This window comes from Delftia tsuruhatensis NBRC 16741, assembly GCF_001571325.1.
GTDB classification, from domain to species: domain Bacteria; phylum Pseudomonadota; class Gammaproteobacteria; order Burkholderiales; family Burkholderiaceae_C; genus Comamonas; species Comamonas tsuruhatensis.
The window spans coordinates 172626-198778 of sequence record NZ_BCTO01000032.1 but is presented as its reverse complement, the minus strand read 5'-3'; the positions used below and the strand labels follow the sequence as shown (position 1 = coordinate 198778).

The window sequence follows — 26153 nt, the reverse complement described above, 5'->3', positions numbered from 1 at the left end:
GTCTATGACCAGCGATCTTGTGACCAGCCCCTTCACGCTGGCCCCAGGGGAGACAAGAACCATCTGCAACATCTGGATCGACAACCCCGCCAGTGGTGCCTCGGGCGTGGTGCTGATCGGCATGGCCCATTTCATGCCGAATGGCGGCGCGGGAGCCATCGGGCTGACGATTTCGCGCGGCGGCAATGCCTTGCGCTTCGCCGGCACTTCGGCTGCGGCAGGCTTCCAGCAATCCGCACTGATTTCAGGATTTGACGCAGGACCGCCACCCGGCGTCACCGTTTATTCGCTCCAGATACAGAACCTTGAGGGAAGCACATTGCAGGTATTCAGTGCCAACCTGGTCGGAACAGGGGGCCGTCGATGATCCATTTCATTCAGATCGATAGCGCGGGCAACATACTGCGTTGCGGCAATGCGCCTTTCAAATCATTGGGTGAGATGCCCGGCGCGGATGCCTCATACCGTCGCATCCCTGGACCGCTGGGCGATCCCGGCGCTTATTACTGGAGCGGGGGACTTGTCGAAAAACCACCCAGGCCTTCCCAGTTCCACCGCTTCGATCCCCAGGAGCGTGCGTGGAAACTGGACGATGGCCTGGCATGGAGCGCTGTACGTGGCCAACGCGATGCACGCCTTGCCGCATGCGATTGGGTGACGCTGCGCGCCCAGGAGACAGGTGAGCCCGTGCCTGCACCGTGGATGACCTACCGGCAGGCCCTGCGTGACATCACCGACCAGCCCGACCCGCTGGCCATCGTGTGGCCCACGGCACCCGCCTGATGCGTGCCAAGCCTGCCACCGTGCTCGGCATGCCCCATTCCCTCGAATATGAACTCGACGCGGTGCTGCCCTTCATGCAGGGCCTGGTGCCGGGCTTGGCCCGATCCCAGGACATGCGCGCCATTGGCCTGCGCCGTGGTGGCCAGCTGGTGGCTGGAGTGCTCTACGAAGGCTTCAACGGCCGCAACCTCTGGATGCACGTCGCGGCCGAGCCCGGCGCGCGCTGGCTCGTGCGCGACTATCTGCGCGCCTGCTTTGCCTATCCGTTTCTGGTGTGCGGCGTGGAGCGCGTCAGCGGCTACGTGAACGAGAGCAACGCCCTGGCGCGGCGCTTCAACCAGCACCTGGGGTTTCGTGAGGAGGCCCGGCTACACGGCGCGGCGCCGGACGGCGGCGACGTGCTTATTTTTGTGATGTGGAAAAAGGAGTGCAGGCATGCGCTGGCACACGACTGAATTTGATCTTCTGCCCGAACGGGCGTTCTGCCCACGACCTGGCGGCCGCATGACACTGGAGGGTGGAAAGGGCAGCAGCGCGCCCGCGCCCGACCCGCGCCTGGTCGAGGCACAGGTCAAGTCCATGGGAATTCAGGACGCTGCCATTCAGAAGATCCTGAGCCAGTCGGATGAGATAGCGCCGCTGCAGAAAGAGCAGACGCAGTTCGCGCTGGACACCCAGCGGCAGGCCTGGGAACAGTCGCAGCAGGACCGCGAATATGCGCTGGGGCGCCGTGACCAGTTGACGGGCCTGCAGGACAAGATGGTCGAGGATGCGCGCACCTTCGACACCGAGGCCAAGCGCGAGGAGCTGGCCGGCCAGGCGGCCGCCGATGTCTCCCAGGCCTACGAAAGCTCCAAGCGCACCCAAAACGCGGAAATGGCGCGCATGGGCATCAACCCTGCGGACGGCAAATATGGCGCCGCCTCCAACGCGCTCGCAGCTGGCGAGGCCCTGGCCATGGCCACCGGCAAGAACTCAGCCCGCACGGCGGCGCGTGCCGAGGGCAGGGCGCTCACCGACCGCGCGCAAACCGCATTGGCGGGCTACCCGGCCATGGGCATGCAGACCACAGGACAGGGTGCGGGCTTTGGCACGGCGGCCCAAATGGCGGCAAACACCGGGCTGGCTGGCCTGAATTCCGGCTACGGCCAGGCAGCCGGTGCTGCCGGGCAGATGGGGTCGAACGCCACCAGCATGTGGGGTGCCCAGGCAAACCACCAGGCCAATATGCGGTCCAACGATTCGACGGGAGGCCTGCTGGGCGGCCTGGGCGGCACAGCCGTTGGCCTGGCGCAATTGTGGAAGGCTTCGGATCCACGCCTGAAAGAGGAGGTGAGGCCGGTTGGGGTGGATGAGTCCACGGGGTTGAGCCTCTATGAGTTCGCCTACAAGGCCGAACCCGGCAGGCGCTATATCGGCGTCATGGCCGATGAGGTGCAGCAGCGATTCCCCGAGGCAGTGATGGTGGACAAGTCGGGCTTCATGCGCGTGGACTACGCGGCATTGGGTATGGAATTCAAGGAGGTCGTGTGATGCGCGGCGGACGTTCTTCTCTCTCGGACTTTTTCAACAACTTCAACGCGGCCTACAGCCTGACAAAGCAGGTAGGCCGGGACATCGAGGTGGGCAATGCTGTAAACGCAAAGCCCACGGAGTCCCAGGCGTACACAGAGGAGCAGGGCAAGGAACTGGAGGGGCTGGCCGCGCAGGGCTACAAGATCGACTTCGACCAGGCCAAGAATGCCTATGTCGCCAGCAACGAGGCCGGTGACGCCAAGACGATGGCTATGCAGGGGCTGACCACGAACTTCATGGGCAAGCAGCTCACGGGCGGGGTCGATGCCAACAAGGGCGAGATTGACCGGATGCGCTCCATGTCCGTGGCAGACGCCATCGCCAAGCATGACCCCGAGGCCGGCATGCGGATACGCGGCCAGGTCGAAGACCGGGCATTCAAGGCGAAGGAGCAGGCGCGCTCGGAAAAGGCGTGGGCACGCGAGGACGGAATCGAGGCATTGGATAAGCAGTTGGGCGAAGAATTCGAGACGGGCCTGATGGGAGCGGACGGACAGCGCCGCAAGCCCACCTTCTCGGACTTCCTCGGCAACCAGGAAAAGCGGGCCTTCATGCTGAGCCAGGCCGGCTATGCGAAAGAGGCCAACGAGGCCGCGCAGAAGGCCCTGGCCACCAGCTACTCCAAGGCCCAGCTCGAAACCGAGGAGCGCAAGCAGGCCCTGGGCCCGGCCGTCGCGGCCTTTGCTTCGGGCAACTATGCCCCGGCCATGGAGTACTTGAACCGGTTCGGCCTGGGCGGGGCGTCCAAGGTCACAGGCATCGAGCGCGGCAAGGACGGCGGCATCGTCATGAACATGGTGGGCGTGGATGGCAAGGCCATGGAGCCCGTCCGCACCACAGCCGAGCAGGCCGACGCCATGCTGCGCTCAACCGTGAACCCGGCGGCTATCTACCAGCTGAACCACGACAATTTCCAGCGGCAGCTGCAGCTGAATCAGGACCGCCGCTCCGACAACGCAGACCGGCGGGGCGGCAATGCAGATGCCCGCGCTGCAGCCGCGCACAGCATTGCAATGGAGGACCGCCGGGAACGGCTGAACGAGAAGCGCGAACTGCGAGAGGTCCGCGAGGCCATGGCGCGGGAGTCAAACCCCAGCATGTCGGACACCCAGATCCGGGCGGTGCGCGCCGGCATCATGCGGCCCCCAGGGGCCGACAACCCCAAGGCGAAGTACGACTACGACCCGGTGAAGGTGCAGAAGGCGTTCGGCACTACGGAAGTGGACCCTTTGACCCAAAAGGAAACTGTGAAGCGCAACCAGGACGAAGAGCGCCGGTTTCGGGAGTTCATGGCCGACAACCCCAACATCCGGGACGTGGACGAAGGACTGGTGAAGTTCAATGCGTCCGAAGTGAAGCGTACCCGGAGCGAGAAAGCTGGGCGGGCCTCGGCTGTGCAGGCTGCCATGACGCCGGAAGCGATTGCCGCGACGGCCAAAAAGCACAGCATGTCGGAGGAACAGGTTCAGAACATGTTGCGCGCGAAGGGCCTCATCAAGTAGGCGGGCCAGGGGCGTACCAAGCCTGACAGCCTCGACGGAGTTCAATCCGCGAGGTAATGCATGCCCCAGACCCCCCGAAGCGCTGCCGATGGCGGCGTTGACTTGTTCGAGATTGCCGGCATCGATCCGGCGCCCAAGAAGGCGGCCCAGGCCCCGGCCGGCGACGTTGACCTGTTCGAGCTGGGCGGCATTTCCATCGACGTGCCCAAATCAAAGCCGCAGGGCATTGGCGGCTACGTGGCAGACGCCATCACCGACGTGTTCAAGCGCGCGGGCGGCGCGGCACTCTCCGGCGTGGCCTCTGCGCCAGAGGCTGCGCAGTCGGGCCTGCGCGCCTCGGTGCGCAGCGGCGCCGGCGGCGACCCTGCCACGGTCATGCCCGGCGGCGTGTTCATGCCGGGGCTCGACACCGACGAGGCCATCAACGGCCCCATGACGCAGCAGCAGCGCGACCGGCGCGAGCTGCAGGCCGAGCGTGCGGCCGTGGGCGTGCGCCTGCCGGGCGCCGAGACGCTGGCCCGAGCCGGCCGGGATGCGCAGAAGGCCATCAACGACACGACCAGCCAGGTCACGCAGGACGCCGTGGCCAACTCCCAGATCACGGGCAACCTGCTCAAGGGCGAGATCCACTTCGGCAAAGACCCATCCGTGCGCGGCTTCCTGATGCAGGGCGCCGACGTGTTCGGTTCGATGTTCCCGGTGGTGGCCACGGCGCTGGCCACGCGCAGCCCGGGCGCAGCCGGCGCGGTGGGTGGGGCCATGGCGGCGGGCGAGGGCGTGCAGAACGCGCGGGAGTTCATCGCCAAGCAGTCGCACGAGCAGCTGCTGGACACCAGCCCGCTGTACCGCCGCATGATCGATGCCGGCGCGGCGCCCGACGAGGCGCGGCGCATCACCAGCGCCAAGGCCGAGGACGCCTCGGCGTTGCTGCAGGGCGCTGTGGCCACGTTCGGCGACCGCTTCACCGGCAAGCTGGTGACCGGCGGGCTCGACCCGCTGCTGGCCCGCGTGGCCGGCCGCTCGGTGCTGGGCAAGACGGCGGCCGGCGCGGGTATCTCGGCGCTGGAGGAAGGCACGCAGGAGCTGGCGGAAGGCGTAGCCTCGGACCTGGGCACCAAGAGTGTGGCCAGCGGCAAGGAAATCGGCGAGGACTCGGCCGCCAACTTCGTGCTTGGCGCGCTGGGCGGATCTGCACCAGGTGCTGCCCGGGGCGTGGTGGCCGGCGTGAAGGATCGTAGGGGCGGCCAGGCGGATGCTGGCGGGCGCAACACGGTCATCGACGTGACCTACAAGGATGCCGAAGGCAACACGGTCACGGACGTGGCCACGACCGCAGATGCTGGCCAGCGCGACGGCGCTGCAGCTGCGCCTGCCCCGGCACCGGCACCGGCACAGACGGAGCAGCACGCCGAGCAGCAGCGTGTGCAGCAGCCCGATGGCACGCCCGAATCCATGGACAGCACCACGGCTGCCACGCGCCTGGCTGAGCTGGAGGTGATCGACAGCACCACGGGCCTGAACCCGGTGCAGCAGGAGGAGCGTGCAGCACTGGCCCAGCGCCTGGATCAGGATGCTGCGCGCGAGGCCGAGCTGGAAGCCCTGGGCGATGAGCCCCAGGCCGTGGCCGCCGAAGGTGCTGCGGCCGAACAAGCCCCGGCGTTTGATCCTGGTGCAGTGCGGTCCAAGACCTGGCCCCAGTTCGTGCACGAGCGCGGGGAGAAGGTGGCCACCCTGCGCCGGGGCACGCCCATCTGGGACCAGCTGCAGCACGAATGGGCCGCAGTGAAGACACGCCGCGCCGGCGCCAACCCCGAGGGCACGGGCGCCGCCGGCACGCCCGTGCAGGAGATCCAGAACCGCGACCGCAGCCGGCCGGCCAGCGTGGTGCAGATGCAGGGCATGGCCCAGAACCCCGACTACCTGCGGCTGGGCGTCTCGCGCAGCCCCGAATCTGGCGCGCCCATGGTGTTCGCCGTGGGCGACCAGGCCGACGCCGTGCAGGCGCTGGGCCGGGCCGACGTGGCCGTGATGAGCGATGGCCAGCGCGTGCCGTTCCGCTACGGCGTGATGGAGGCGGCCGATGTGCAGCCGTCCAACTTCGCGGACGGCGCCGTCAATCCGCTGTTCGACGCAGCGCACCCGGGCACGGTCAAGGCCTTGAACAACGGCCGCGTGGCAGGCCTGCGCGCTGCCTACGAGCGCGGCACTGCCGACGCCTACCGGCAGGAGCTGGCCGCCGACAGCGACATGCACGGCATCGATCCTGTCTCCATTGGGAACATGCAAGCCCCTGTGCTGGTGCGCCTGTATTCCGAGAAGGACAACCAGATCAACATGGGCGCCAAGAGCCAGAGCCAGGCCCTGGGCCTGTCCGCCACGGAGCAGGCCGCCACGGACGCCGCCCTGGTGGACGGCGGCGTGCTGGATGTGTTCGACAGCGGCGCCCTGGACAGTGCGGCAAACCGGGACTTTGCCCGCGCGTTCATCGGCAAGCTGCAGGAGCAGGGCCAGGACGTGGCCGGCATGATGGATGCGAGCGGCGCGCTCTCACCGGCCGGCGTCACCCGCCTGCAGGCGGCTCTGGTGCACAAGGCCTACGGCGATGGTGACCTTGTTGAATCGCTGTTCGGCTCCACCGACAACGACATCCGCGCCATCGGCGAATCCCTCAAAACCGTAGCTGGAGAGTGGGCCAACCTGCGCCTTGCGGCCGAGCGCGGCGCCATCAACGCCGAGGTGGACGTGACCGAGAACCTGCTGCAGGCCATCCGCCTTGTGCAGAAGGCCCGGCGCGAGCGCGCGGCCCTGCACGATGCCGTGCAGCAGGTGGACATGCTGACGGGCGACGTGCCCGATGCCCTGACGGTGGGCATGCTGCGCCTGCTGTACAGCGGCCACTACCTGACCCGGCCCGTGGGCCGCGACCGCCTGGTGGAGTCGCTGCGCGCATACATGGGCGCAGCCTTGGCGACATCGGCCAGCGGTGATATGTTCGGCGAGCAGGTTGGCCCTGCCGCGATCCTTGCCGCACTGAGCGGCCAACCCGTCCCACAGCGACAACAGACCAATGACACAAGCACCGACTCCCAGCAAGCCACAGCCCCGCAAGGCAGCCGAGAACCCCCTGGCAGCGATGCTGCTGGGGAGCGTGCTGATGCAGCAGGGCCAGAAGCACGGCGACAAGAGCCAGACGGAGCAGGGCAAGCAGCTGCTGGAGATCGCGCAGAACGCCCAGGGCAAGAAGCCGACACCGACAGCGGCGCCGTAGCGCCCGCGCTGGAGCTTTCCAGCTACACCCCCGAAGAAATCCAGGCCCAGCAGGCCCAGCAGCAAGAGGCCGAGCAGCGCCGTGCACGGGAGGATGCCCAGGCCGAAGCCCAGGCGCGGGCCGAGCGCGAGCGCAAGGAAGTAGGCGAGCGCCAGGCCGCCAGCGCTGAAAACTTCCAGTTGGGCCAAGACGCGAAGGATGCCCTGAGCGGCCAGCAGGGAGTATTCGACAAACCGGCCGCCGCCGGGCCAGCGCGGCCAGACACTGCTGCAGCACCTGCAGCACCTGCAGCACCTGCAGCACCTGCAGCACCTGTAGCACCTGTAGCGAGCCTGCGGCCCAAGCTGCGTGACACGCGCGGCACAGGCGTTCGCCTGCATGGCACCAGCCGCCCGCTGCCCGAAGGCGGCCCTACCAACGATGGCGTCTACCGCGGCAACGTCCTCAACATCTACGGCCAGGGCTTCTACACCACAGACGCCGCCGACATCGCCGCCGGCTACACCCGCAAAGGGCAGGGCGGCGAGCCCACGCTGTATGAGATTGCCGAGCACTCTCCTGTCCGCCTGTATGACATGGATGCTCCGATGGAGCCAGAAGTGCAGTCCATGGCCAAGCGCGTTCTGGACGGCCTGGCCCGCGATGAGAACACGGAGACGGGCGAGCGCATCACCACGCTGGCCCAGCTGTTCGACGAGGCGCGCGCCGAGTCTCGCTACGAAGGCGTGAGTGCGGACGAGCTGCAGGAGCGGTTCGACGGCATTCGCTACAACTTGGAGGACATGGGCTATCGCGGGTTTGCGCATGTGGGCGGAGGAAAAACCGGCAGCCAGGCCCACAAGGTGAACATCTATTGGTATCCCGAGGATGATCTGTCCGTCACGCGCAGCGAGCTGTCCCGCTTTGAGGAAGGGGCTCAGCAGCCGGCGGGCGTGCCGTTCAAGCGCGCGGAGAGTTCCGTGGCGCCCACCATGACGGCCGACCTGGCCCAGGAACTGCTGCGCATCGCTGGTGGCTCGGTGCCGGCGGGCGCGCGCCGTGCGCCCCAGGCGCCCATGGCGCGCGTGCAGAAGGTCGTGGACGAAGTGCGCCAGGCCTGGGCCAATGCGCCGCGCATCAACGTGGTGTTCGACCTGCAGGATCCGCGCGTGCCCCAGGAGGCGCGCGACACGGAGCGACTGCAGGCGGCCGAGGGCGCGGAGGGCGTGCCCAAGGGCTTCTACTTCGATGGCGAGGTCTACCTGGTTGCGAGCCAGCTGGCCACGCCGGAGGAAGCGGCTCGCGTGCTGTACCACGAGGCGCTGGGCCACCACGGCCTGCGCGGCGCCTTCGGCGAGAAGCTGGATGCGGTGCTGGACCAGCTCATCGTGGCCCGCCCCCGCGAGGTGCGCGCCAAACTGCAGGAGTATGGCGAGCTGGACGACCTGGTGGGCCGGCGCTACGCGGCCGAGGAGGTGCTGGCCGAGATGGCCGAGACACAGCCGCAGCTCGGCTTTGTCCGCCGCGCCGTCGCCGCCATCCGCGCCTGGCTGCGCACCCATGTGCCCGCGCTGCGCGACCTGGCCATGACGGACGCGGAGATCATCCGCGACTTCATCCTGCCTGCGCGCCGCTGGGTGGAGCGTGGTGCGGCGGCCGTTGCATCGGCGGTGTCGGCACGGCCCAAGTACAGCCTGGACAGCGGCGCTGGCCGGCGGGCGCTGCAGGAGCTGTCCCAGCTGGACGACTTGTTCACCTTGCCAAAGTCGAAGCAAACGGATCTGAAGGCCATCGCCAAGGAGCACGCTCCGGACATCGAGGTGAGCAGGCCGGTGAGCATTGCCGGTCGGCAGGAATACACGTTGAAGATGCCGGATGGCAAGAAGGCCACGCTGTCGGTGCGCCAGCCCAATCCCTACGGAGAGCAGGTCTACGACATGCTCTACACGGCGGAGGGCATGGAGGCCGTGGCCGGCCGGCCAGGCGAGAACCCGGAGGATGTGCCTCCTACCACGGACGTGTGGCTGGATGTGTCCAAGCTGTCCCAGGGGGACTCGGGTGCCATGGCGTACAGCATCGCCGCCACCTTCGCGCACAACACGGACAGCATCTTCATCGGCGATCCTCACGGGCTGAGCAAGACCGCGCTGCGTCGCCGGCTGGAGCAGATGCTGTCCAGCGCCTTGAAGTTCGGCACCACGCGCCACCTGGCGCCACACCCTGACCAGGTGCGCGGTGGTCACGGAGTGCCGGGCCTGCGCTGGATCTACGGGGATGACGTCGGCAATGTGGAGCGCATGATTGCGGCGAGCGTGGCTGCCACGGATAATGCGTTCCCAACCTCCAACCAGATTGAATATGACGCAGACAGTGGATCGTTCCGACTTTCCAATTCCGGGAAGCAACTATCAAGACAGCAACTGGCTGGCTTGGTTGGACAATCCATCCGAGCAAGACGTGCAGTGGCTGGAAGCGGACCGGCAGAAGCGGAAGCTGGCTGGCGAACAGTTGCGCGAGCGGCTGTCTGGCGTGCCCTTCTACGCGGAGAGGGCAGCTCGGGTGAAGGCAATCGACGGGGACGAGGCGCTGTACTGGGAAGGTTTGCTGAGCGGCACGCACAAGTTCTAGGCGACCCCAGCCCCAAGCTGCGCGTTTTCTACAGCCGCGGCCCCGCTGCCGGCGCGGCCACGCCGGAACCCTCCAAGGGCAGGCTGGGCCGTCTGCAGGACAAGGTGGCGGACCTCACCGGCTACCGCTCGGTGGATGACTTCCTGTATTCCTGGCAGGACAAGTTCATCGATCTCAAGCGCATCCAGGAACACATCAAGGCCCTGAACGGTACCGTCACCGAGACGAACGACGCCTACCGGGGCGAGGAGCTGTACCACAAGCGCGTGGCCAAGCGCGCCGGCAACTTCTTGCGCGATGAGGTGCGACCACTGCTCAAGCGCATGAATGAGGCCAAGGTGGCCATCGAGGAGCTGGAGCGCTTTCTGCACGCCAGGCACGCGCCCGAGGCCAACCGCGTCATGGCCGAGCGCAACCCCGGCTCCCAGCAGTTGCAGGCCCAGCGCGATGCCGCTGGCAAGACGGTGGAAGATCTACGCCGCCAGCTGCAGCGCGCCCAGGCCCGGGGCATGGCCACCGGCCCGGTGCAGAAGGCGCTGGGCCAGGCCCTCATTGACCAAGACCGCTGGAACAGCGCCGAGGCCTTCGATGGCACCGAGGAGGAACGCCTGTCCCTGTCAGGCATGAGCGACGCCGAGGCGGCGGCGGTGATGGCCGGCTACAGCCCGGAGCAGCGCCGGGTACTGGACGAGTTAGCCGCGCGCGTGGACAGGATGAACGAGGGCACCCTGAAGACTCTGGAGAGCTACGGGCTCATGGACCAGGACACGCTGTCGGCCTGGCGCAAGACCTACCAGCACTATGTGCCTCTGCACCGCGACGAAGCCCACCCGGACAGTAAGGCCCATCCCATCGGCCAGGGTTTCAGCACCAAGGGAGATGCATCGAAGAGGCGCACGGGCTCGAACGAGCGCGTGACCAACATCCTGAGCCACATCGTCATGCAGCGCGAGGCGGCGCTGACGCGCGGCGAAAAGAACAACGTGGTCAAGCGCATGTACCTGCTGGCAGCGCAGAACCCTGACAAAGAGCTTTGGAGTCTGGAACTGCCCAAGAAGAAGGCGCTGGACCCGGATACGGGCCTGGTCAAGACCATGGTGGATCAGGGCGCCAAGGCGCGCGACAACGTGGTGACGGTGCGCATTGGCGGCAAGGATCGGTACATCGTCTTCAACGAGCGCAACGAGAAGGCCGTGCGGTTGGCCGTGGCCATGAAGAACCTGGACGCCATGGAACTGGACCGCTTCACTCGGATTGCAGCCTGGATCACGCGCTGGTTCGCATCTGTGAATACCCAGTACAACCCTGTGTTCGGTGTCATGAACCTGGCGCGCGATCTACAGGGCGCCATGCTGCAGTTGTCCACTACGCCACTGGCCGGCAAGCAGGCCGAGGTGTTTCGCAACATCCGCCGGAACACGCGCGCCATCTACAAGGAACTGCGCCGCGAGCGCAAGGAAGAGGGCGCACCCACTGGCCAATGGGCGCAGCTGTGGGAGCAACTGCAGCTCGATGGCGGCACGACAGGCTACCGCGACCTGTATGCCGATCCCAAAGACCGCGCCAAGGCACTGCAAAAGGCGCTGGACCAAGCTGGCCAGAGCACGTCAGCTGCCGCCGGCGGCCGGGCCCTGCTGGGCTGGCTGTCCGACTTCAACGAAACGCTGGAGGCGACCACGCGCCTCGGTGTCTACAAGGCCGCGCTGGACCAGGGCATCAGCCGCCAAGAAGCTGCCAGCATCGCCAAGAACATCACGGTGAACTTCAACCGCAAGGGCCGCAACACCTCGGTGGTGGGGGCGCACTTTGCGTTCCTCAACGCGGCAATCCAGGGCAACAAGCGCATGCTGGAGACGCTGGCGGGGCCTGCCGGGCGCAAGATCATGATGGGTGGCGTGGCCCTGGGCATGGCGTCGGCCATGGCGGGGTACTTGATGATGGGCGGCGGCGATGGTGCCGACGACGAATGGAAGAAGATCCCCGAGTTTGTGAAGGAGCGGGCGATCATCATCCCGCTGGGCAGGCAGGACTATGTAGCAATCCCGCTGCCGCTGGGGTTCCATGTGTTCCCCAACATCGGCCGCACCATTGTGGAGATGGCTGTGCATGACGACCCGACCAAGAGCCGAATGGGGCACGTCCTGGACATGGCCGTGCTGGCCCTCGATGCCTACAACCCGCTGGGCGGGTCTGCTGATCTGGGGCAGATGGCGTCGCCCACCTGGTTTGATCCCGCGCTGGCCCTGGCTCGCAACAAGGACTGGACAGGACGGGAGATCTACCGAGAGGACCGGAATTCAAACGACCCGACGCCGGGCGCGAGCCGGGTGAAGGATTCGACTGCGGAGCCTTACCGCTGGATGGCCACCTTTGCCAATGCCGTGACGGGCGGCAACGAATGGCGGCCCGGCGCTGCCAGCCCGACGCCAGAGGCCATCGAGTACTTGGTGGAACAGATCACTGGCGGCGTGGGCCGCGAGTTGAACAAGGCCGTGGCCATGGCCACGTCCGCTTTCACTGGCGAGGAACTGGCGCCGCACCAGGTTGTTCTGGCAGGCCGGCTCTATGGGAACACGCGCGGCGCCAACGGCCAGAGCAACGCCTATTACGAGAACCTCAAGCGAATCAATGTCAGCGAGAACGAGTTCAAGGCCCGCGTTCAGCGCGGCGAGGATGCAGATGCGGTGCTGGCTGACGTTCCTCTGGCCAGGGCCCATGACGCAGCCAAGGCACTGGACAAGAAGATTTCGGATCTCCGCAAGTTCCGCCGCAGCGTACAGGCGAGCGAGGCTGCGGACAAGCGCGATCAGGTCAGGGCTATCAATCAGGAGATTGAGCTGTCCATGCGTCTGCTGAATCACGAAGTACACCGAACGCTAGGGTCAGCGAAAGTATCTCAATCGTGGGAAGGCAAACGCGAATGACTTCTTGATTAAAGAGTTCAATGTTTTGCATATTGTTTCAGTTGACAATGCTTGACACTTTTAACGCATAACTGTGACCGTGCCCTGCGGTCCTGATGCCCAGCGGAGCTTGCTTGATGACGTTTTCTCTTTCGCGATGGCTGGCAGGGGTCGGCTTTGCTTTCCTACTCTCCTCCAATGCCGCTGCCCAGTGGTCCTACCCGCCGGGCAGCTCTCTGGTTGTCCCGCCCGGCGGGGCGGTGGACCTGTCCTGCTCTTCTCTGGACATGCAGGGAACCTTGGATCTGGGCGGCGCGCTGACCGTCGATTCGTCGGCTACGTTCTCCAATACCGCTGCCATCACGAACAGTGGCGGAACGCTGTCGGTGGGCGGGGACCTGCAGATCAACGGATCACTGAATGCCGGCAACAACACGATCGAGCTGCGCGATGGCTGCGATCCGGGCAACACCAGCCAGCTCAGCGGCACCCTGGTCGTGCAGAACCTGACCATCAAGAGCAGCACGGGCCGCACCTTTGTGCTGCCTGTCGGGGCAAATATCACCGTGCTCGGGACGCTGACCGTCGAGGGAGTGCCGGGTCAGCCTGTGGTGCTGCAGGCTGCCAGCGGCACTGCGGTCATCAACCTGGGTCCCGGTGCGACGGTGGTACGCACCAATGCGACGGTTCCGCCCACTGTGCAGATCGGTGCAGGTCCCGGCCCATCGGCAGCGGCCATTCCCACATTGAGCGAATACGGGTTGGTACTTCTTTCTCTGCTGATGGGACTGACGCTCTGGCGTCAGCGCCGCACTGCACAACGTTGATTACACCACTTCCAGACCATGAAAACCATGAAATTCACGCTGCGCTCTGTCTCTTTCGCTGCGGCCATCGCCTTGAGCGGCGCTGCAATGGCGGCTCCTGGCGGTGCCGACATCACCATCACACCACCGGCCAATGGTGGATTCGTCATCAAGAACAATGCAGGCAATGCAGAGCGGCTCCGGGTGATGGAAACAGGCGATGTATATCTGCCCAACCTGTCCAATACAACGGAGGCTGGCAGCGTGGCCTGCTATGACGACGCGTCGGGACGACTGGGTAAGTGCGCGGCAGGCGCGATTGTGGGGAACCCGGGCCCGACAGGAGCCACCGGAGCGACCGGGGCCACAGGACCGGCAGGCGCGACTGGCGCCACTGGCCAGGCAGGCCCGGCGGGACCCACAGGTCCGATTGGCCTTCAAGGTCCAGCGGGCCAGACAGGCGCTCAAGGCCCCATTGGTGCCACGGGCCTTCAAGGTCCCACGGGGGCGCAGGGTGATATTGGCTTGCCTGGCCCAACGGGCCCCACCGGACCAGCAGGGGCTGGAGGAACTACTGCCACCTCAATGGCTGCTCACAACACTAGCGGTTCTGTAATAGCTGTGGTTCTCGGTGGGACCGATATTCCATTACCTAACTCGCAGAATCTTTCTGGTTTTGTGGTCAATGGTTCAAATACGATATTTACGGTTGCTTCGAGCGGTAGGTATAGAGTTAAATATTCTATTAAAATTACTAACAATATGCTTGTTTCGGCAAGGGTTCTGTTGAATGGTGCAGCAGTTGATGCGCTTACAGAGAATACAGCGACCAGCGTCTCAAGATTCGATGGTGAATCAATTATCACTTTGAGTGCCGGCGATATACTGAATGTTCAATTCTTTGGAATGCTTGGGGCGGTGACTTTGCAGTCAGGTAGCGGCGCTGCTCTAATCGTGGAAAAGTTAAGCGATTAGTGTATTTGAATTATCATAAAAGCGAGCGTCAGGCTCGCTTTTTTTGTTACGTGACTGTAGCCTAAAGAATCGTATTTTTGATAAAGGAGAGTCTCGAGGTCTTCAAATGGTCTGCGTGTGTCTGAGGGAAGATGGAGGGGTGAAGTCGATGTGGCTGGGGTTCGGGCCTACACATGATTAACCCTTTGGAAGGGTGTTGTGTAAGTTGATCCGAAGGCTGGGATGTTGTCCTGCGGAGGGGAAGACGTAGGAAAGATGTAGCCACCTACATAGGCCCACGATGCTCCTTACAGCACGGAAGGTGCTTAGGCTGATCAGCGCGGAGCTGGAAGCCTCCACACATCGTTGCTACGAGGCAACGGCGGGATTACTGGCCGAGCCCAGAGCAAACAGCTGACTAGCCATACAGCTCATTGCTATGACCAAAACCTGCCCAAAGTAGGCTGAAATATTGTGAAAAAGGCATAACTTTGAAAAAACCAGAAGCGTGGCCATCGCTGCAAGTTGTTGATAAAAAAGGGCTTTTCTATTATTCCTATTTCGGCGGATCGGACTTTTAATCCGTTGGTCGCGAGTTCGAATCTCGCAGGACCCACCAACAAACACGCGGAAGCCGCGCTATCGTAAAGGTAGCGCGGCTTTTGTTTTATTCCCAATTTGGGAATAGAGGTCAGACCAGTGACTGCCGTTTCGAGACCTTCGAGCGGTCGTAGACCCGGGCCGTGGTGGCCGAGCTGGCGTGAAGTTCGGGCAGGGCGCCATACCGTGCCTTGTGCTGGGTCGTGTAGTACGCCCGCAGGTCGTGGAAGGTGAACCGCCGGCTGATCACCTTCGTCTCCAGGGCCTCGACCATGGCCCGCTGCCAGCCCGTGGTGAAGCCCGATTCCGTGAGCGGGCTGCCGTGCTGGTTGATGAAGACATGCAGCGATGTCTCAGGGCGTGGCAGCTGCAGCAGCCTCTTGGCCAGGTCCAGCATGGCCGGACCCATGGCGATGTTCTCCGCCCGCTTGGTGCCGCCGTGCTGCTTGGCGCGCATCAGCCGGATCTCGCCGGCCTGCATGTCGATCTGCGGCACCTGAAGGGCCAGGAACTCCACGCGGTGCGAGTCAGCCAGGGTGGCAAACTCGGCCATCAGGGCCAGGGTCTTGTGCGCAGGACTGCTGGCCTCCAGCCAGTCCAGGAAGGCTTGCAACTCGGCCGGCTCCGGCGCCTCCGTCCGGGCCCGCTCGCTGTTCTTCTTGACCTGCGTGCATGGGTTGGCGTCGATCATGCTTGGCACCTGCGTCGAGTTGAGCCGCTGGACCTATGCCGGAGGCAAGCAACTGCCGGGCCTGGTCCACCAGTGCGCGGCCGAGCGGCACCTCTGCGAGAGGGGGCTGTCGTGATCCCCGCGCTTTACACCCATGTGGCAGCCGCAGCCGTGTCCGCCGCGCTGGACTGGCAGTTCCAGGGCGCGCGCCTGGGCGCCGAGCTGGCCGAGGCCCGGCTGGAAACCTCCACCCAGCAGCTGGCCACCAGCACGGCCCAGCGCGCGGCTGACGCCCGCGCGCGCATTGCCGAGCAGGCCATGACCACCAAATACCAAGGAGCGCTCAATGCCGCCCGTGACCGCGAGGCGCTGCTGCGCCGTGATCTTGACCGGTTGCGGGTTGTCTCTGACGGCCTGCGCGAGCAATCCACAGATGCCGCCCGCCGACTTGCCAGCGCGCCACCCGCTGCCGCCATTGAGTACGCCACTGCCCTCGGAGTCGTATTTGAAGACTGCCGCGCAGCGTATGGGGACATGGCAGCAAAGGCTGCAGGGCACGCAGCTGATGTCCAGGCCCTCGGTGCCGCTTGGCCCGTGATCCCGAGCCGTCAGGATGCCAGTACCACCCGCCAGTTCTAAGCCTCTAGGCCGTCTCCGGCCGGCTTGCATCGGCGGCAGTAGGTAAGTGGTCGCTTGAATTCAGCTTGGCAGTATTGCTCGAGATCTCTCAGTTCGCTGGCGCACAGCTTGTAGTAGGCGCCAGTCGTAAAGTTCTTGTTCTTTTCTGCAGAGAGTTGTCTGTCTTTGACCTGATGCACCATCGGGTACTGCTTCATGTTGTGCCTCTTGTCGATGTTCACAACAAACCCGGTTGGGTGCTTCAAACGCCAGGCCAAGTAGTCGCCTTCGCTGGTGGTGCTTTGCCTGCTGTCGAATTGCTTTACTGGATCCGTCATGACGTGCGCTGTTCCTGAGTTTGAATGCTTATGCATTGTGCTCGTGCGTCAAAACGGCGCTTGCGAGCGGATTCCACAGACCGGTCCGAAGCCAAGGAAGATGACGTCCTGGCTCGGGAATCTAGCGGACCCAGGTGCACGTATGGCAGAGTGCGTTGCGGACATCACGCGAGCGGCTGATGGCCACGCTGCTGATGCAGCGTTGATGCGGAATGCTTGGCCCCGGGTGGTGCGCTGATAGCAGACGCGACCGGTCGCGCGATGTCGCTTCGGCGCAGGCTCACTGCAGGGAGTGCTTGCGCTGCAGGTATTCGAGCACCTCCGCAGTACGCTCTTGAGCGGAGCTCAGGTCTCTTGCCTTGTGCCTTGAGTCATCGGGTTTTTCGCAGCTTCAATCTGCGCGCCTTTGGCCGCGGTCACCTCGAAAAATAGATGTCTGATCACCTCGGCTGGATGTCGTCCTGGGTAAACGATTTCCGGAGTTCCCCTGACGTCTTCTTTCACTTTCGCACTGCCGCATCGAGTTCCGTGTCCTGGGAAAGGCGCACACTGACGCCCTGGTATACACCGAAGTCGAAGTCATGGACCTTGCAATCGGCATCAAACAGATTGGTGTGTGAAATGACCAGGCCGGACTTGCTTGTTATCCTCAATCCAACGCCGACCTGGTAGATATCACTTGTATCGCATACGAAAAGCGCCTGCGACAGGATGTCCCAGTTGGCAGAGGCTACCGATGAGAAGTCGCGGATCGGAAAACCTCTTGCCATGGCATCGGGGCCCTTGTCCACAAGATCGTCATCCTTGTTGAAAACTGCTGAGTCCGTCTTGGTCAACCGATAGACATGCCTCACGAATTTTCCATCGCTGAGATTGTTGATGGAAATATCCTTGATGTTCTTGGAGAAGCTGCTAGTGATGCTGACGCCGCCACTGAGCGACGGCCCCGAAGCACCCACGCCCGGATTGATGTTGTAGGCAATGGAGCTGCTGACGGTGCCGTCCTCAAGCGTAGACCCCGGGATGTCCTTACAGATGTCGAACCGGACCCCCTTTGCCGGCTGGCCCTGAAGCGCCTTTGCATACTCGCTGTGCGAAATACCTTCCACATCGATTTCTACCTGAACCTCGCGAAGGAACAGCCCCTTCACCCTGGTGTCCTCATGCAGCGAGAGGGTGCTCACATAGCTATCGGTGAACATCTTGCCGTTCTTCGATGCGGCAGCGTGGCTGCCGTCCATGTTCACGAGGACGAAGCACTTGTTCAGCGTCGTGCTGCGATAGACATCGATGCTGGCATTGATTCTGCAATTTGGCACGTAGCCGGCGTCTCGCTTGGCCTGGTCCAGCAGCGTGACTTGAAGCCATTTCCCTTCGTATTTCCTGGCAGGCCATGTTTTATAGAGCGTCTCTCCGTTGGAGTCATCCGCGTACACATTAATGACCTGCGTAGCGCAAGGGGTGGCTTGTGGCAATTGAGACATAAAGCTCTCTGGAAATGATGGGTAAGATGCAGGAGAATCCCTGGCCGACCGCAGACATGCTGGAAAGTCATTCCTTGCGGCGCATTTGCACGGCGGCTAGTAAATACTAGACGCAGGGATTGCATGGCTATTGACTCTGGGTCTGGCTGAAATTGACTGTTTGTTCGCGAATACGGACGCGGCGTTGGCTGAGATCGAGCGCCCCGAGGCTACGAGGTGCGGTTCCTGGCCGGATTTCTGGCATGCACACAGTCACTGCCGCCGGGGGCCCTAGCCAGCCTATTTGGGTTTCATCATCGTGGCCCTGCGGGCCTTCTGAGATAGCCCCAGGTTAGGCATGCTGGTTTCTCCTCTACAGAATGAGACACGTATCTCAGAAGGGTGAAAGAATTTACCTCTGCCATTGACGTCTGGAACGCTGCACATTTCTGACCGCAGGCCCGAACACATGACTAGCAAATACAAGTCCCTGCTGCGGGACCGGGACGCATTAGATGCGCAGATCGCCGAGTACTATGGTGCCAGGAGGCTCGATGCGATCGCCGCAGTTCGACAACTGGTCAAGCAGCAAGATCTCAAGGCTGGCGACTTGTTTGCACCGGAGTGGAGTGGGAGTTGACCCGGTCCGATGGACGGTTTCTGGTTTGATTCTCAAACCATCTGGGGTGCTTCGTCAGCGTACGATGGGCCGTTCTTGCAGGCATTGAATCGTGCCTGCTGGTTCCTTTTAAAGTTCAGAGGTCAGAGGTAGCCCAGACCGCTGTGACGGCGCCTGGGGTTGTACCAACCTTCAATCCAAGTGAAGACGGCCATGCGGGCCTGACTGGTGTATTTGGGCGTATTCAACCGGTCTTCGCAACACGCTGTCGGCTGATGGAGACGCCTTGCTCGACGAGCTCGGCCCTCACGCGCGGCATGCCGTAGGAATCGTATCGGTCCTTGTGAATCTGGCGTATTCGTTCGGTCATTACCGCGTTGGTGATACTGCGCTGAGAAGGACTTTGCTCTCGGCAAGCGTAGAAGCCGCTGGCGTATACGCCTAGAACACGTTACATGGTGCGCCCGGGGAAGTTCGGCCTGGTTTGCCATCACGAGTCCGAAGACTTCGTCGAAGTCGCATCGCTGCGACCGGCAAACCAGGCCGTAGCCTTGGCCAGGATGTCGCGCTCCTGCTGAACTTGACGCAGTTGACGGCGCAGCCCTACCAACTCCTCGCGCTCGACGCAGGTCAAGTCTTCCTTGCCGGGCATGCCGCTATCAATGGCGGTTTTACCGACCTAGTTGGTGATGGACTGCGCGGTGACGTTGAATTCGCGTGAGAGTTCGGCAGGCGTGCGTCCGGCACGTACCAACTCAACCATCTGCTGCCTGAACTGCGCCGGATACTGCGGCCTGACTTTGGACATTTGCGGCTCCTTGAACACAAAGAATGCTGTGTCCACGCAACCGGGTCGACTCCAACTCCAACTCCAAGCCGCGGTGCGTGCTGCGCCTCGTTTCAGGCCCCTTTACCGGCTTTCGCGGGCAGGTCAAAGTGCATAACACGCTCTAGGTCTATTCCTGTTTTGGAGAAGTGTTTGGATAGGAATTTTCCGAGAGAATGGTATTTATGGGCGGGGCAAAGAGCGGCCGGCCTACCGACGCGGGCAAACCGGCCGCATAGAAGCGGGCCGCAATAGACATTGCACGGACGCCTTCACCTACGCTCCCCGAACTCCACGCTTTCGCGCGTCCAGCGCCGTGCCTGCTCGCTCAGGCTCAGTCCCAGGCCGGGGCGCGTGGGCACGAGCATGCGGCCATTGGCGATTTCCAGGCGTTCGTTGAACAGCGGCTCCAGCCAGTCGAAGTGTTCCACCCAGGGCTCGTTGGCGCAGGTGGCGGCCAGGTGCACGTGCAGTTCCATGGCGAAGTGGGGCGCCAGGCTCAGGTGGGCCAGTTCGGCCTGGGCGGCGATCTGCAGGAAGGGCGTGATGCCGCCCACGCGCGGCGCGTCGGGCATGAGGAAGTCGGCGCTGCGGTGGCGTATGAGATCGCCGTGCTCGGCGGCGCTGGTCAGCATCTCGCCGGTGGCAATCGGCGTGTCGAAGCGCGCGGCCAGCGCGGCATGGCCTTCGTGGTCGTAGGCGTCCAGCGGCTCCTCGATCCAGACCAGGTTGAATTCCTCGAAGACACGGCACATGCGCTGGGCCGTGGGGCGGTCCCATTGCTGGTTGGCATCGACCATGATGGGCGCGGCATCGCCCAGGTGGGCGCGCATGGCCTCCACACGCCGTATGTCCAGCGCGCAGTCGGGCTGGCCCACCTTGAGCTTGATGCCGCCAATGCCGCGCTCCAGCGAGGCGCTGGCGTTGCGCTTGAGTTCATCGAGCGGCGTGTGCAAAAAGCCTCCCGAGGTGTTGTAGCAGCGCACGGATTCGCGCTGCGAGCCCAGCAGCTTGGACAGCGACAGGCCCGCGCGGCGCGCCTTGATGTCGTACAGCGCCACGTCGAAGGCCGCGATGGCCTGCACGGCCAGCCCGCTGCGGCCCACGGAGGCGCCGGCCCAGCACATGCGCGTCCACAGCCGCGCAATGTCGCTGGGGTCTTCGCCCAGCAGGGAGGGCGCGATCTCGCTGGCATGGGCGAACTGGCCGGGGCCGCCTGCGCGCTTGGCGTAGCTCAGGCCCAGGCCCCGGTGGCCGTCGCGGGTCTGGATCTCGGCGAACAGCATGGCTACCTCGGTCATGGGCTTTTGGCGGCCCGTGAGCACCTTGGCATCGCTGATGGGCCGGGCCAGGGGGAGGTCGCAGGACGACAGGCGTATCCACTGGATGCGGTCCTGGCTGGTGGTTTCGGAGAGCGCGGAAGAGGTCATGGCTGCGGGAGTGCGGTGGTTGGGAAAAGGACAGGGGCAGGCATCAGTCGATGCTGATCTTTCCGGCCTCGATGACCGACTTCCAGCGCGCGTATTCCTGGCGCTGGAACTCGGCGAACTGCTGGGGCGTGCCGGCCACCATCTCGTAGCCGATGGAGACGAACTGCTCGCGCACCCGGGGATCGTTGAGCGCCTCGACAAAGGCCGCATGCGCCTTGTCGCGCAGCGCAGGCGGCAGGCCCTTGGGCGCGACGATGGCCTGCCAGGAGGCGACCTCCACGTTCTTCACCCCGGCCTCGGCCAGCGTGGGCAGGTCCGGCAGCACGGGCGAGCGGCGCGGGCTGGTCACGGCCAGGGCGCGCATCTTGCCGGCCCGGATGTGCTGGATCACGGCATTGATGTTCTGGAACGAGGCATCGACCTGGCCGCCGATCAGGTCGGCATGGGCGGGCGCGCCGCCCTTGTAGGGGATGTGCACGCCCTGGGTGCCCGTCTGCTGCCAGAACAGTTCGGCCGTCAGGTGGTCGCTGGAGCCGTGGCCGGCCGAGGCAAAGCTCATCTTGCCCGGATGGGCCTTGAGGTGGGCGACCACGTCGGCCACGCTGTTGTGCGGCGAGGCGGCAGGCACGACCAGCACGTTGGGCGACTGCACGGCCACGGTGATCAGGTCGAAGTCCTTGAGCGCGTCGTAGGGCAGGTGCTTGATCAGGTGGGGCACGATGACCAGCGGGCCCAGCGAGGTGACGAGAAAGGTCTGCCCGTCCGCCGCCGCGCGCTGCACGAAGGCTGCGCCGATGGTGCCCGTGGCGCCGGCCTTGTTTTCCACCACGAAGGACTGCCTGAGCTTTTCGCCCAGCCTGGGCGCCACGGCGCGCGCGACCTGGTCGGTGGAGCCGCCGGCGGGGAAGGGCACGACCAGGGTGACGGGCCTGTCGGGCCAGGCCTGGGCCGACGCAGAAAAGGCAGCGAGCGCGGCCAGGGCCAGCGCCATGGCACGAAGAATGTGATTCATCTTGTCTCCTGATTTGTGGATGACATCGTTGTCATTTCCGGGGAAATGAAAAAGCGCCGATGCCATTTTGTAGATGCAAGGATTTGCGCTTTCAGCAAAATGATATCGTTGTCATTTTGGCTGTCAATCACGATTTCTGCGATGCAGGGCAGGCTTGGCGCCCGTGCGTGGAGGGCGGTCTGCTATCTTCAGGCCCGTCCCCGATACCAGCCCGCGATCGCGCTTGCCCATGAACACACCCACACCACCCAGGCCCGCCACGCTGCACGACGTGGCCGAGGCGGCCGGCGTCTCGCTGATCACGGCCTCGCGCGCACTGGGCAATCCTTCCATCGTTTCGGAGAAGACGCGCGAGCGCGTGCGCCAGGCCGTGGAGGCCACGGGCTACATCCCCAACCTGCTGGCCGGCGGGCTCAAGTCCAGGCGCAGCCGCATGGTGGCGGGCGTGGTGCCTGCGCTTTCGGTGTCGCAATTCCTGCCCACGGTGCAGTCATTGACGGCCACGCTGGCGCAGGAGGGCTATCAGCTGCTGCTGGGCCAGACCTTCTACGACGAGCAGCGCGAGGAGGAGGTGCTCAACGCCATGATCGGGCGCCAGCCCGACGGCATTGTGATGATGGGCCTGGTGCAGTCCGGCAAGGCGCGCGAGCGGCTGCGCAGGACCGGCATTCCCGTGGTGGAAACCTGGGACTTCAGCGACCGGCCGCTGGACATGGTGGTGGGCTTTTCCCACCTGAAGGTGGGCAGCGCGCTGGCCGGCTATTTCCTTTCGCGCGGCCTGCAGCGCGTGGGCATGGCCACGGGCAGCGACCACCGGGCCCAGCAGCGGCGCGAGGGCTTTCTTGCAGCCTGGGGCCGCGAGGTGCCCACGGTCACCGTGTCCGCGCCCGGCAGCCTGGAGCTGGGCCGGCAGGCGCTGGGCCAGTTGCTGGCGCAGCAGCCTGATCTGCAGGCCGTGGTCTGCAGCTCGGACATGCTGGCCCACGGCATTTTGGTGGAAGCCCAGGCGCGCGGCCTGCGCGTGCCCGTGGATCTGGCCGTCTCGGGCTTCGGCAATGCCGATTTCGCGGCCCATCTGCTGCCGTCGCTGACCACCGTGCATGTGGACGGGCCGGGCATAGGCCGCCTGGCCGCCGAACTCGTGCTGGCACGCTGCCAGGGCCGCAGCGCCGGGCGCTCGGCGTTCGACCTGGGGTTCGAGCTGATCGTGCGGGATTCGACCCGCCTGGCTTAGAGGCTCAGCACAGGGCAGCCGCCTGGCGCTCGGTCGCCAGCCCGAACAGGCTGCCCAGCACGTGCTGGATCTCATCAGGCGCCAGCTGCCTGGTCTCGGTGCCGCTGGCCGTGATGGTCTTGAGCGCGTCGCCCACCAGGATCATGCGGCCGGCCGGCTGGTGCAGCACCACCACCCGCTTTTGCACGAAGATGGCGTCCGGGTGCGTGGAGTTCAGGTAGTTGGCGGGGGCGAAATCCACCCATTCCTGGGGCGACAGGTTGAAGGCGTACTGGTTGGCCCATTCACCGTCCACGCGGGCCTGCAGCAGGTATTCGCCCTGGTCGTCCAGGCTCAGGCGGAAGGTGTCGCCGTCCTGGCGGACCTCGGTGTCCAGCTCGTCCAGGGCCATGGGGGCGCGTATGCCGTAGCTGCCAAAGCCCAGGTCGCACAGCCAGCGCCGTCCCTCGACCTCGGCCACCAGGGCCATGTGGGTGCGGGGCCGGCGTGCCGGATAGAACATGGGCCGCGCCGCCACAAAGCGGTAGGCAATGCCCAGGGTCTGCAGCGCCATGGCGAACAGGCCGTTCACCTCGTAGCAGTAGCCGCCCCGGGCGCCGCCGAGGATCTTGCCCGCAATGTCTTCGGACACCAGAGAGACGATCTTGCCGGCCTGCACGTCCAGGTTCTCGAAAGGCACGGAAAACAGCTGCTGGCGCATCAGCGCATGCAGGGTGGCGGCATCTGCCTGGGCGGAGTCCCCGGCACTGAAGCCGATGCGGCGGAAGTAGGCCTGGAGATCGAAATTGCTGGCTTGCATGGGTTTCCTCGGGTTGCTTGATGGCTGCAACGATAAATCCGGGCAGCCAATGCCTGTATAAGCAGAATCCAAGAAAACTGACCTGTACAGATTGACATGCCCGCCACCAACGAACCCTTGCCCCGGTACCGCCGCATTGCCCAGGCCCTGCGCCAGACGCTGGCCTGTGGCGCACTGCGCCCCGGCGACAGGCTGATCTCCGCCCGCAGCCTGGCCGAGCGCGAACAGGTCAGCCTGCCCACCGCGCTGGAGGCGCTGCGCTGCCTGGAGGCCGAGGGCCTGATCGTCGCGCGCCCGCGCTCGGGCTACTTTGTGCGGCAGGCAACCGGCGGCGCGGCGCTGCAGGCGTCCCGTCCGTCGTCGCGCCCCGTGCCCGTGACCCTGTCGGCCCTGGCGCGCTCGCTGTTCAGCAGTCCCGACACGCGCCTGATCCCGCTGGGTGCGGCATTGCCCGATCCGGCCTGGCTGCCCACGGCCCGGCTGCAGCGCGCGCTGCAGACCGCCGGGCGCCGCCTGGATGCGCACGGGCAGACCTACAGCATGCCGCCGGGCCGCGCCGACCTGCGCGGCCAGATCGCGGCCCGGGCCGCGCAATGGGGTGCGCGCTTCGGCCCCGACGACCTGGTCCTGACGGCAGGCGCCACCCAGGCCGTGCGGCTGGCGCTGCGCGCCGTGTGCAAGCCCGGCGATGTCGTGGCCGTGGAGCGGCCCGCCTATTTCGGCAGCCTGCTGCTGCTGGAGGACCTGGGCCTGAAGGCGCTGGAGATTGCCACCGATCCCCGCGAAGGCCTGCTGCTGGAGCCGCTGGCCGAGGCCATTGCCCGCCACCGGCCGGCTGCCGTGCTGGCATCGCCCACCGTGCAGAACCCGCTGGGCGCCAGCATGCCGGTGGAGCGCGAGCAGGCCCTGGTGGCGCTGCTGGAGCGGGCAGGCATTCCCTTGATCGAAGACGATGTCTATGGCGACCTTGCAGGCGACGGCCAGCGCCCGCCGGCCTGCAAGGCCTTCGACGGCAGCGGCAACGTGCTGTATTGCGGCTCCGTGTCCAAGACCCTGGCGCCGGGCTGGCGCGTGGGCTGGATTGCGGCGGGCCGCTTCCATGCCCAGGTGCTGCAGGTGCGCCTGGCGGGCGACTGGGCCGGTGCGCCGCTGCTGGAGGCCGCCGTGAGCGAGGTGCTGGCCAGCGGCGACTACGACCGGCACCTGCGCCGTCTCAAGTCCCGCGTGCAGGCCGGGGTGCAGGCCGTCACGGCCAGGGTCGAGGCCAGCTTTCCGCCCGGCACCCGCGTCTCGGCCCCGCGCGCGGGCTTTCTGCTGTGGGTGGAGTTGCCGCGCCAGGTCAATGCACTGGAGGTGCACCGCCGCGCGCTGGAGCTGGGCATTGGCGTCAGCCCCGGCCCGCTGTTTTCATCGCGCTCGGACCTGCCCAACCACCTGCGCCTGAACTGCGCCAACGAGCCCACGCCGCGCCTGCTGGGGGCCGTGGGGCAGGTGGGGGAGATATGCCGGGGTTTGGTCGAGGGTGCTGCGGCGCGCCAGGGGGCACAGGTCGGTCAGCCTACTTCTTCTCGCGCGGCACGCGCCCCATGAGGAAGAACTCGGGATTGGGCTGCATGCCGGCAAAGCTGGCCATGCGGTTGGACAGGCCGAAGAAGGCGGTGATGGCGGCGATGTCCCAGATGTCCTCGTCGTCGAAGCCATGCGGGTACAGCGCCTCGAAGTCGGCCTCGCAGATTTCATGGCTGCGTTCGCAGACCTTCATGGCGAAGTCCAGCATGGCGCGCTGGCGGGCGCTGATGTCGGCTTTGCGGTAGTTGACCGCCACCTGGTCGGCCACGTAGGGCTGCTTTTCGTAGATGCGCAGGATGGCGCCGTGGGCCACCACGCAGTACAGGCACTGGTTGGCCGCGCTGGTGGTGGTGACGATCATCTCGCGCTCGCCCTTGGTCAGGCTGCCTTCTTCCTTGAGCATGAGGGCATCGTGGTAGGCGAAGAAGGCACGCCACTCGGCAGGGCGGCGCGCAAAGGCCAGGAAGACGTTGGGGATGAAACCGGCCTTTTCCTGCACTTCAAGGATGCGGGTGCGGATGTCCTCGGGCAGGCTGGACAGTTCGGGCTGGGGGTAGCGGGCGGTGGCCATGTGTCT

General features: G+C 65.0%; 18 protein-coding genes, 1 tRNA gene and 2 pseudogenes. 13 read left to right on the top strand and 8 right to left on the bottom strand.

Features of this window, described 5'->3' with window-relative positions; genetic code table 11:
- From DTS01S_RS30920 to DTS01S_RS30530, 9 genes and pseudogenes are all read left to right on the top strand, one after another.
- Window positions 1-367, top strand: a pseudogene (locus DTS01S_RS30920) (phage tail tip fiber protein); the annotation flags it as partial.
- Window positions 364-783, top strand: coding sequence for a tail fiber assembly protein (locus DTS01S_RS29725; RefSeq protein WP_082774924.1), 420 nt, complete (start codon window positions 364-366; stop codon window positions 781-783). The pseudogene DTS01S_RS30920 and the gene DTS01S_RS29725, both read left to right, overlap by 4 nt.
- On the top strand, window positions 783-1238 hold the full coding sequence (locus tag DTS01S_RS16950) for a GNAT family N-acetyltransferase (RefSeq protein ID WP_061288182.1): 456 nt from the start codon (window positions 783-785) through the stop codon (window positions 1236-1238). The genes DTS01S_RS29725 and DTS01S_RS16950 overlap by 1 nt, the downstream gene beginning before the upstream one ends.
- Window positions 1239-1287: 49 nt before the next feature.
- Window positions 1288-2316: a tail fiber domain-containing protein gene (locus DTS01S_RS16945; RefSeq protein ID WP_254787957.1), complete on the top strand. Its 1029-nt coding sequence runs from the start codon at window positions 1288-1290 to the stop codon at window positions 2314-2316.
- Window positions 2316-3860 carry a hypothetical protein gene (locus DTS01S_RS16940; protein WP_061288179.1) on the top strand — a complete coding sequence of 515 codons (1545 nt, stop codon included), beginning with the start codon at window positions 2316-2318 and terminating at the stop codon, window positions 3858-3860. The genes DTS01S_RS16945 and DTS01S_RS16940 overlap by 1 nt, the downstream gene beginning before the upstream one ends.
- 60 nt (window positions 3861-3920) lie before the next feature.
- Window positions 3921-12659 carry an LPD38 domain-containing protein gene (locus tag DTS01S_RS31250; RefSeq protein WP_254787956.1) on the top strand — a complete coding sequence of 2913 codons (8739 nt, stop codon included), beginning with the start codon at window positions 3921-3923 and terminating at the stop codon, window positions 12657-12659.
- Window positions 12660-12775: 116 nt separating this feature from the next.
- Entirely contained in the window at window positions 12776-13465 is a 690-nt protein-coding gene (locus tag DTS01S_RS16930; RefSeq protein ID WP_043790551.1) for an IPTL-CTERM sorting domain-containing protein, read from the top strand.
- Window positions 13466-13492: 27 nt separating this feature from the next.
- Complete coding sequence (locus DTS01S_RS31415) at window positions 13493-14419, top strand: BclA C-terminal domain-containing protein (protein WP_074931758.1); 927 nt, start codon at window positions 13493-13495, stop codon at window positions 14417-14419.
- Between the two features lie 518 nt (window positions 14420-14937).
- Window positions 14938-15017, top strand: a tRNA-Lys gene (locus DTS01S_RS30530).
- Window positions 15018-15089: 72 nt separating this feature from the next.
- On the opposite strand, the gene DTS01S_RS29715 is transcribed toward DTS01S_RS30530, so the two are convergent.
- On the bottom strand, window positions 15090-15689 hold the full coding sequence (locus tag DTS01S_RS29715; protein ID WP_017407865.1) for a tyrosine-type recombinase/integrase: 600 nt from the start codon (window positions 15687-15689) through the stop codon (window positions 15090-15092).
- A 111-nt stretch (window positions 15690-15800) separates the two neighbouring features.
- On the opposite strand from DTS01S_RS29715, the gene DTS01S_RS16920 reads away from it, so the two are divergent.
- Window positions 15801-16307 (top strand): hypothetical protein, encoded by a 507-nt coding sequence (locus DTS01S_RS16920; protein ID WP_061288177.1) that lies wholly within the window; start codon window positions 15801-15803, stop codon window positions 16305-16307.
- Here DTS01S_RS16920 and DTS01S_RS16915 read toward each other — a convergent pair.
- Window positions 16304-16624 (bottom strand): hypothetical protein, encoded by a 321-nt coding sequence (locus DTS01S_RS16915; RefSeq protein ID WP_017403815.1) that lies wholly within the window; start codon window positions 16622-16624, stop codon window positions 16304-16306. The two genes, DTS01S_RS16920 and DTS01S_RS16915, sit on opposite strands and share 4 nt — an antisense overlap.
- A 500-nt stretch (window positions 16625-17124) precedes the next feature.
- Window positions 17125-18108, bottom strand: a complete 984-nt coding sequence (locus DTS01S_RS16910; RefSeq protein ID WP_017403816.1) for a hypothetical protein — start codon at window positions 18106-18108, stop codon at window positions 17125-17127.
- A gap of 448 nt (window positions 18109-18556) precedes the next feature.
- Between DTS01S_RS16910 and DTS01S_RS30525 the strand changes: the two genes are divergently transcribed.
- Window positions 18557-18727 (top strand): hypothetical protein, encoded by a 171-nt coding sequence (locus tag DTS01S_RS30525; protein ID WP_017403817.1) that lies wholly within the window; start codon window positions 18557-18559, stop codon window positions 18725-18727.
- A gap of 232 nt (window positions 18728-18959) precedes the next feature.
- Here DTS01S_RS30525 and DTS01S_RS31235 read toward each other — a convergent pair.
- From DTS01S_RS31235 to DTS01S_RS16895, 3 genes and pseudogenes are all read right to left on the bottom strand, one after another.
- Window positions 18960-19514, bottom strand: a pseudogene (locus tag DTS01S_RS31235) (IS3 family transposase); the annotation flags it as partial.
- A gap of 290 nt (window positions 19515-19804) precedes the next feature.
- Window positions 19805-20962 carry an L-talarate/galactarate dehydratase gene (locus DTS01S_RS16900; RefSeq protein WP_061288176.1) on the bottom strand — a complete coding sequence of 386 codons (1158 nt, stop codon included), beginning with the start codon at window positions 20960-20962 and terminating at the stop codon, window positions 19805-19807.
- A 43-nt stretch (window positions 20963-21005) separates the two neighbouring features.
- Entirely contained in the window at window positions 21006-21974 is a 969-nt protein-coding gene (locus DTS01S_RS16895; RefSeq protein ID WP_061288174.1) for a Bug family tripartite tricarboxylate transporter substrate binding protein, read from the bottom strand.
- Between the two features lie 229 nt (window positions 21975-22203).
- On the opposite strand from DTS01S_RS16895, the gene DTS01S_RS16890 reads away from it, so the two are divergent.
- The gene (locus DTS01S_RS16890) at window positions 22204-23208 is read left to right on the top strand and encodes a LacI family DNA-binding transcriptional regulator (protein ID WP_061288172.1); all 1005 of its coding nucleotides are present in this window, start codon (window positions 22204-22206) and stop codon (window positions 23206-23208) included.
- A 4-nt stretch (window positions 23209-23212) separates the two neighbouring features.
- Here the strand turns inward: DTS01S_RS16890 and DTS01S_RS16885 are convergent, their stop codons facing one another.
- Window positions 23213-24007: an arylamine N-acetyltransferase family protein gene (locus tag DTS01S_RS16885; RefSeq protein WP_061288170.1), complete on the bottom strand. Its 795-nt coding sequence runs from the start codon at window positions 24005-24007 to the stop codon at window positions 23213-23215.
- A 96-nt stretch (window positions 24008-24103) separates the two neighbouring features.
- Here DTS01S_RS16885 and DTS01S_RS16880 point away from each other — a divergent pair, with 96 nt between their 5' ends.
- Window positions 24104-25597, top strand: coding sequence for an aminotransferase-like domain-containing protein (locus tag DTS01S_RS16880; protein ID WP_061288168.1), 1494 nt, complete (start codon window positions 24104-24106; stop codon window positions 25595-25597).
- Here the strand turns inward: DTS01S_RS16880 and DTS01S_RS16875 are convergent.
- Window positions 25566-26147, bottom strand: coding sequence for a peroxidase-related enzyme (locus DTS01S_RS16875; protein WP_013801997.1), 582 nt, complete (start codon window positions 26145-26147; stop codon window positions 25566-25568). The two genes, DTS01S_RS16880 and DTS01S_RS16875, sit on opposite strands and share 32 nt — an antisense overlap.
- Window positions 26148-26153: the final 6 nt, after the last annotated feature.

Coding starts and splice junctions, on each gene's coding strand:
- DTS01S_RS16900 (WP_061288176.1), bottom strand. CDS start 20,962: ATGACCTCTTCCGCGCTCTCCGAAACCACCAGCCAGGACCGCATCCAG.
- DTS01S_RS16940 (WP_061288179.1), top strand. CDS start 2,316: ATGCGCGGCGGACGTTCTTCTCTCTCGGACTTTTTCAACAACTTCAAC.
- DTS01S_RS16880 (WP_061288168.1), top strand. CDS start 24,104: ATGCCCGCCACCAACGAACCCTTGCCCCGGTACCGCCGCATTGCCCAG.
- DTS01S_RS30525 (WP_017403817.1), top strand. CDS start 18,557: ATGACTAGCAAATACAAGTCCCTGCTGCGGGACCGGGACGCATTAGAT.
- DTS01S_RS16930 (WP_043790551.1), top strand. CDS start 12,776: ATGACGTTTTCTCTTTCGCGATGGCTGGCAGGGGTCGGCTTTGCTTTC.
- DTS01S_RS29725 (WP_082774924.1), top strand. CDS start 364: ATGATCCATTTCATTCAGATCGATAGCGCGGGCAACATACTGCGTTGC.
- DTS01S_RS31415 (WP_074931758.1), top strand. CDS start 13,493: ATGAAATTCACGCTGCGCTCTGTCTCTTTCGCTGCGGCCATCGCCTTG.
- DTS01S_RS16945 (WP_254787957.1), top strand. CDS start 1,288: ATGACACTGGAGGGTGGAAAGGGCAGCAGCGCGCCCGCGCCCGACCCG.
- DTS01S_RS16895 (WP_061288174.1), bottom strand. CDS start 21,974: ATGAATCACATTCTTCGTGCCATGGCGCTGGCCCTGGCCGCGCTCGCT.
- DTS01S_RS16890 (WP_061288172.1), top strand. CDS start 22,204: ATGAACACACCCACACCACCCAGGCCCGCCACGCTGCACGACGTGGCC.
- DTS01S_RS31250 (WP_254787956.1), top strand. CDS start 3,921: ATGCCCCAGACCCCCCGAAGCGCTGCCGATGGCGGCGTTGACTTGTTC.
- DTS01S_RS29715 (WP_017407865.1), bottom strand. CDS start 15,689: ATGATCGACGCCAACCCATGCACGCAGGTCAAGAAGAACAGCGAGCGG.
- DTS01S_RS16915 (WP_017403815.1), bottom strand. CDS start 16,624: ATGACGGATCCAGTAAAGCAATTCGACAGCAGGCAAAGCACCACCAGC.
- DTS01S_RS16875 (WP_013801997.1), bottom strand. CDS start 26,147: ATGGCCACCGCCCGCTACCCCCAGCCCGAACTGTCCAGCCTGCCCGAG.
- DTS01S_RS16885 (WP_061288170.1), bottom strand. CDS start 24,007: ATGCAAGCCAGCAATTTCGATCTCCAGGCCTACTTCCGCCGCATCGGC.
- DTS01S_RS16950 (WP_061288182.1), top strand. CDS start 783: ATGCGTGCCAAGCCTGCCACCGTGCTCGGCATGCCCCATTCCCTCGAA.
- DTS01S_RS16910 (WP_017403816.1), bottom strand. CDS start 18,108: ATGTCTCAATTGCCACAAGCCACCCCTTGCGCTACGCAGGTCATTAAT.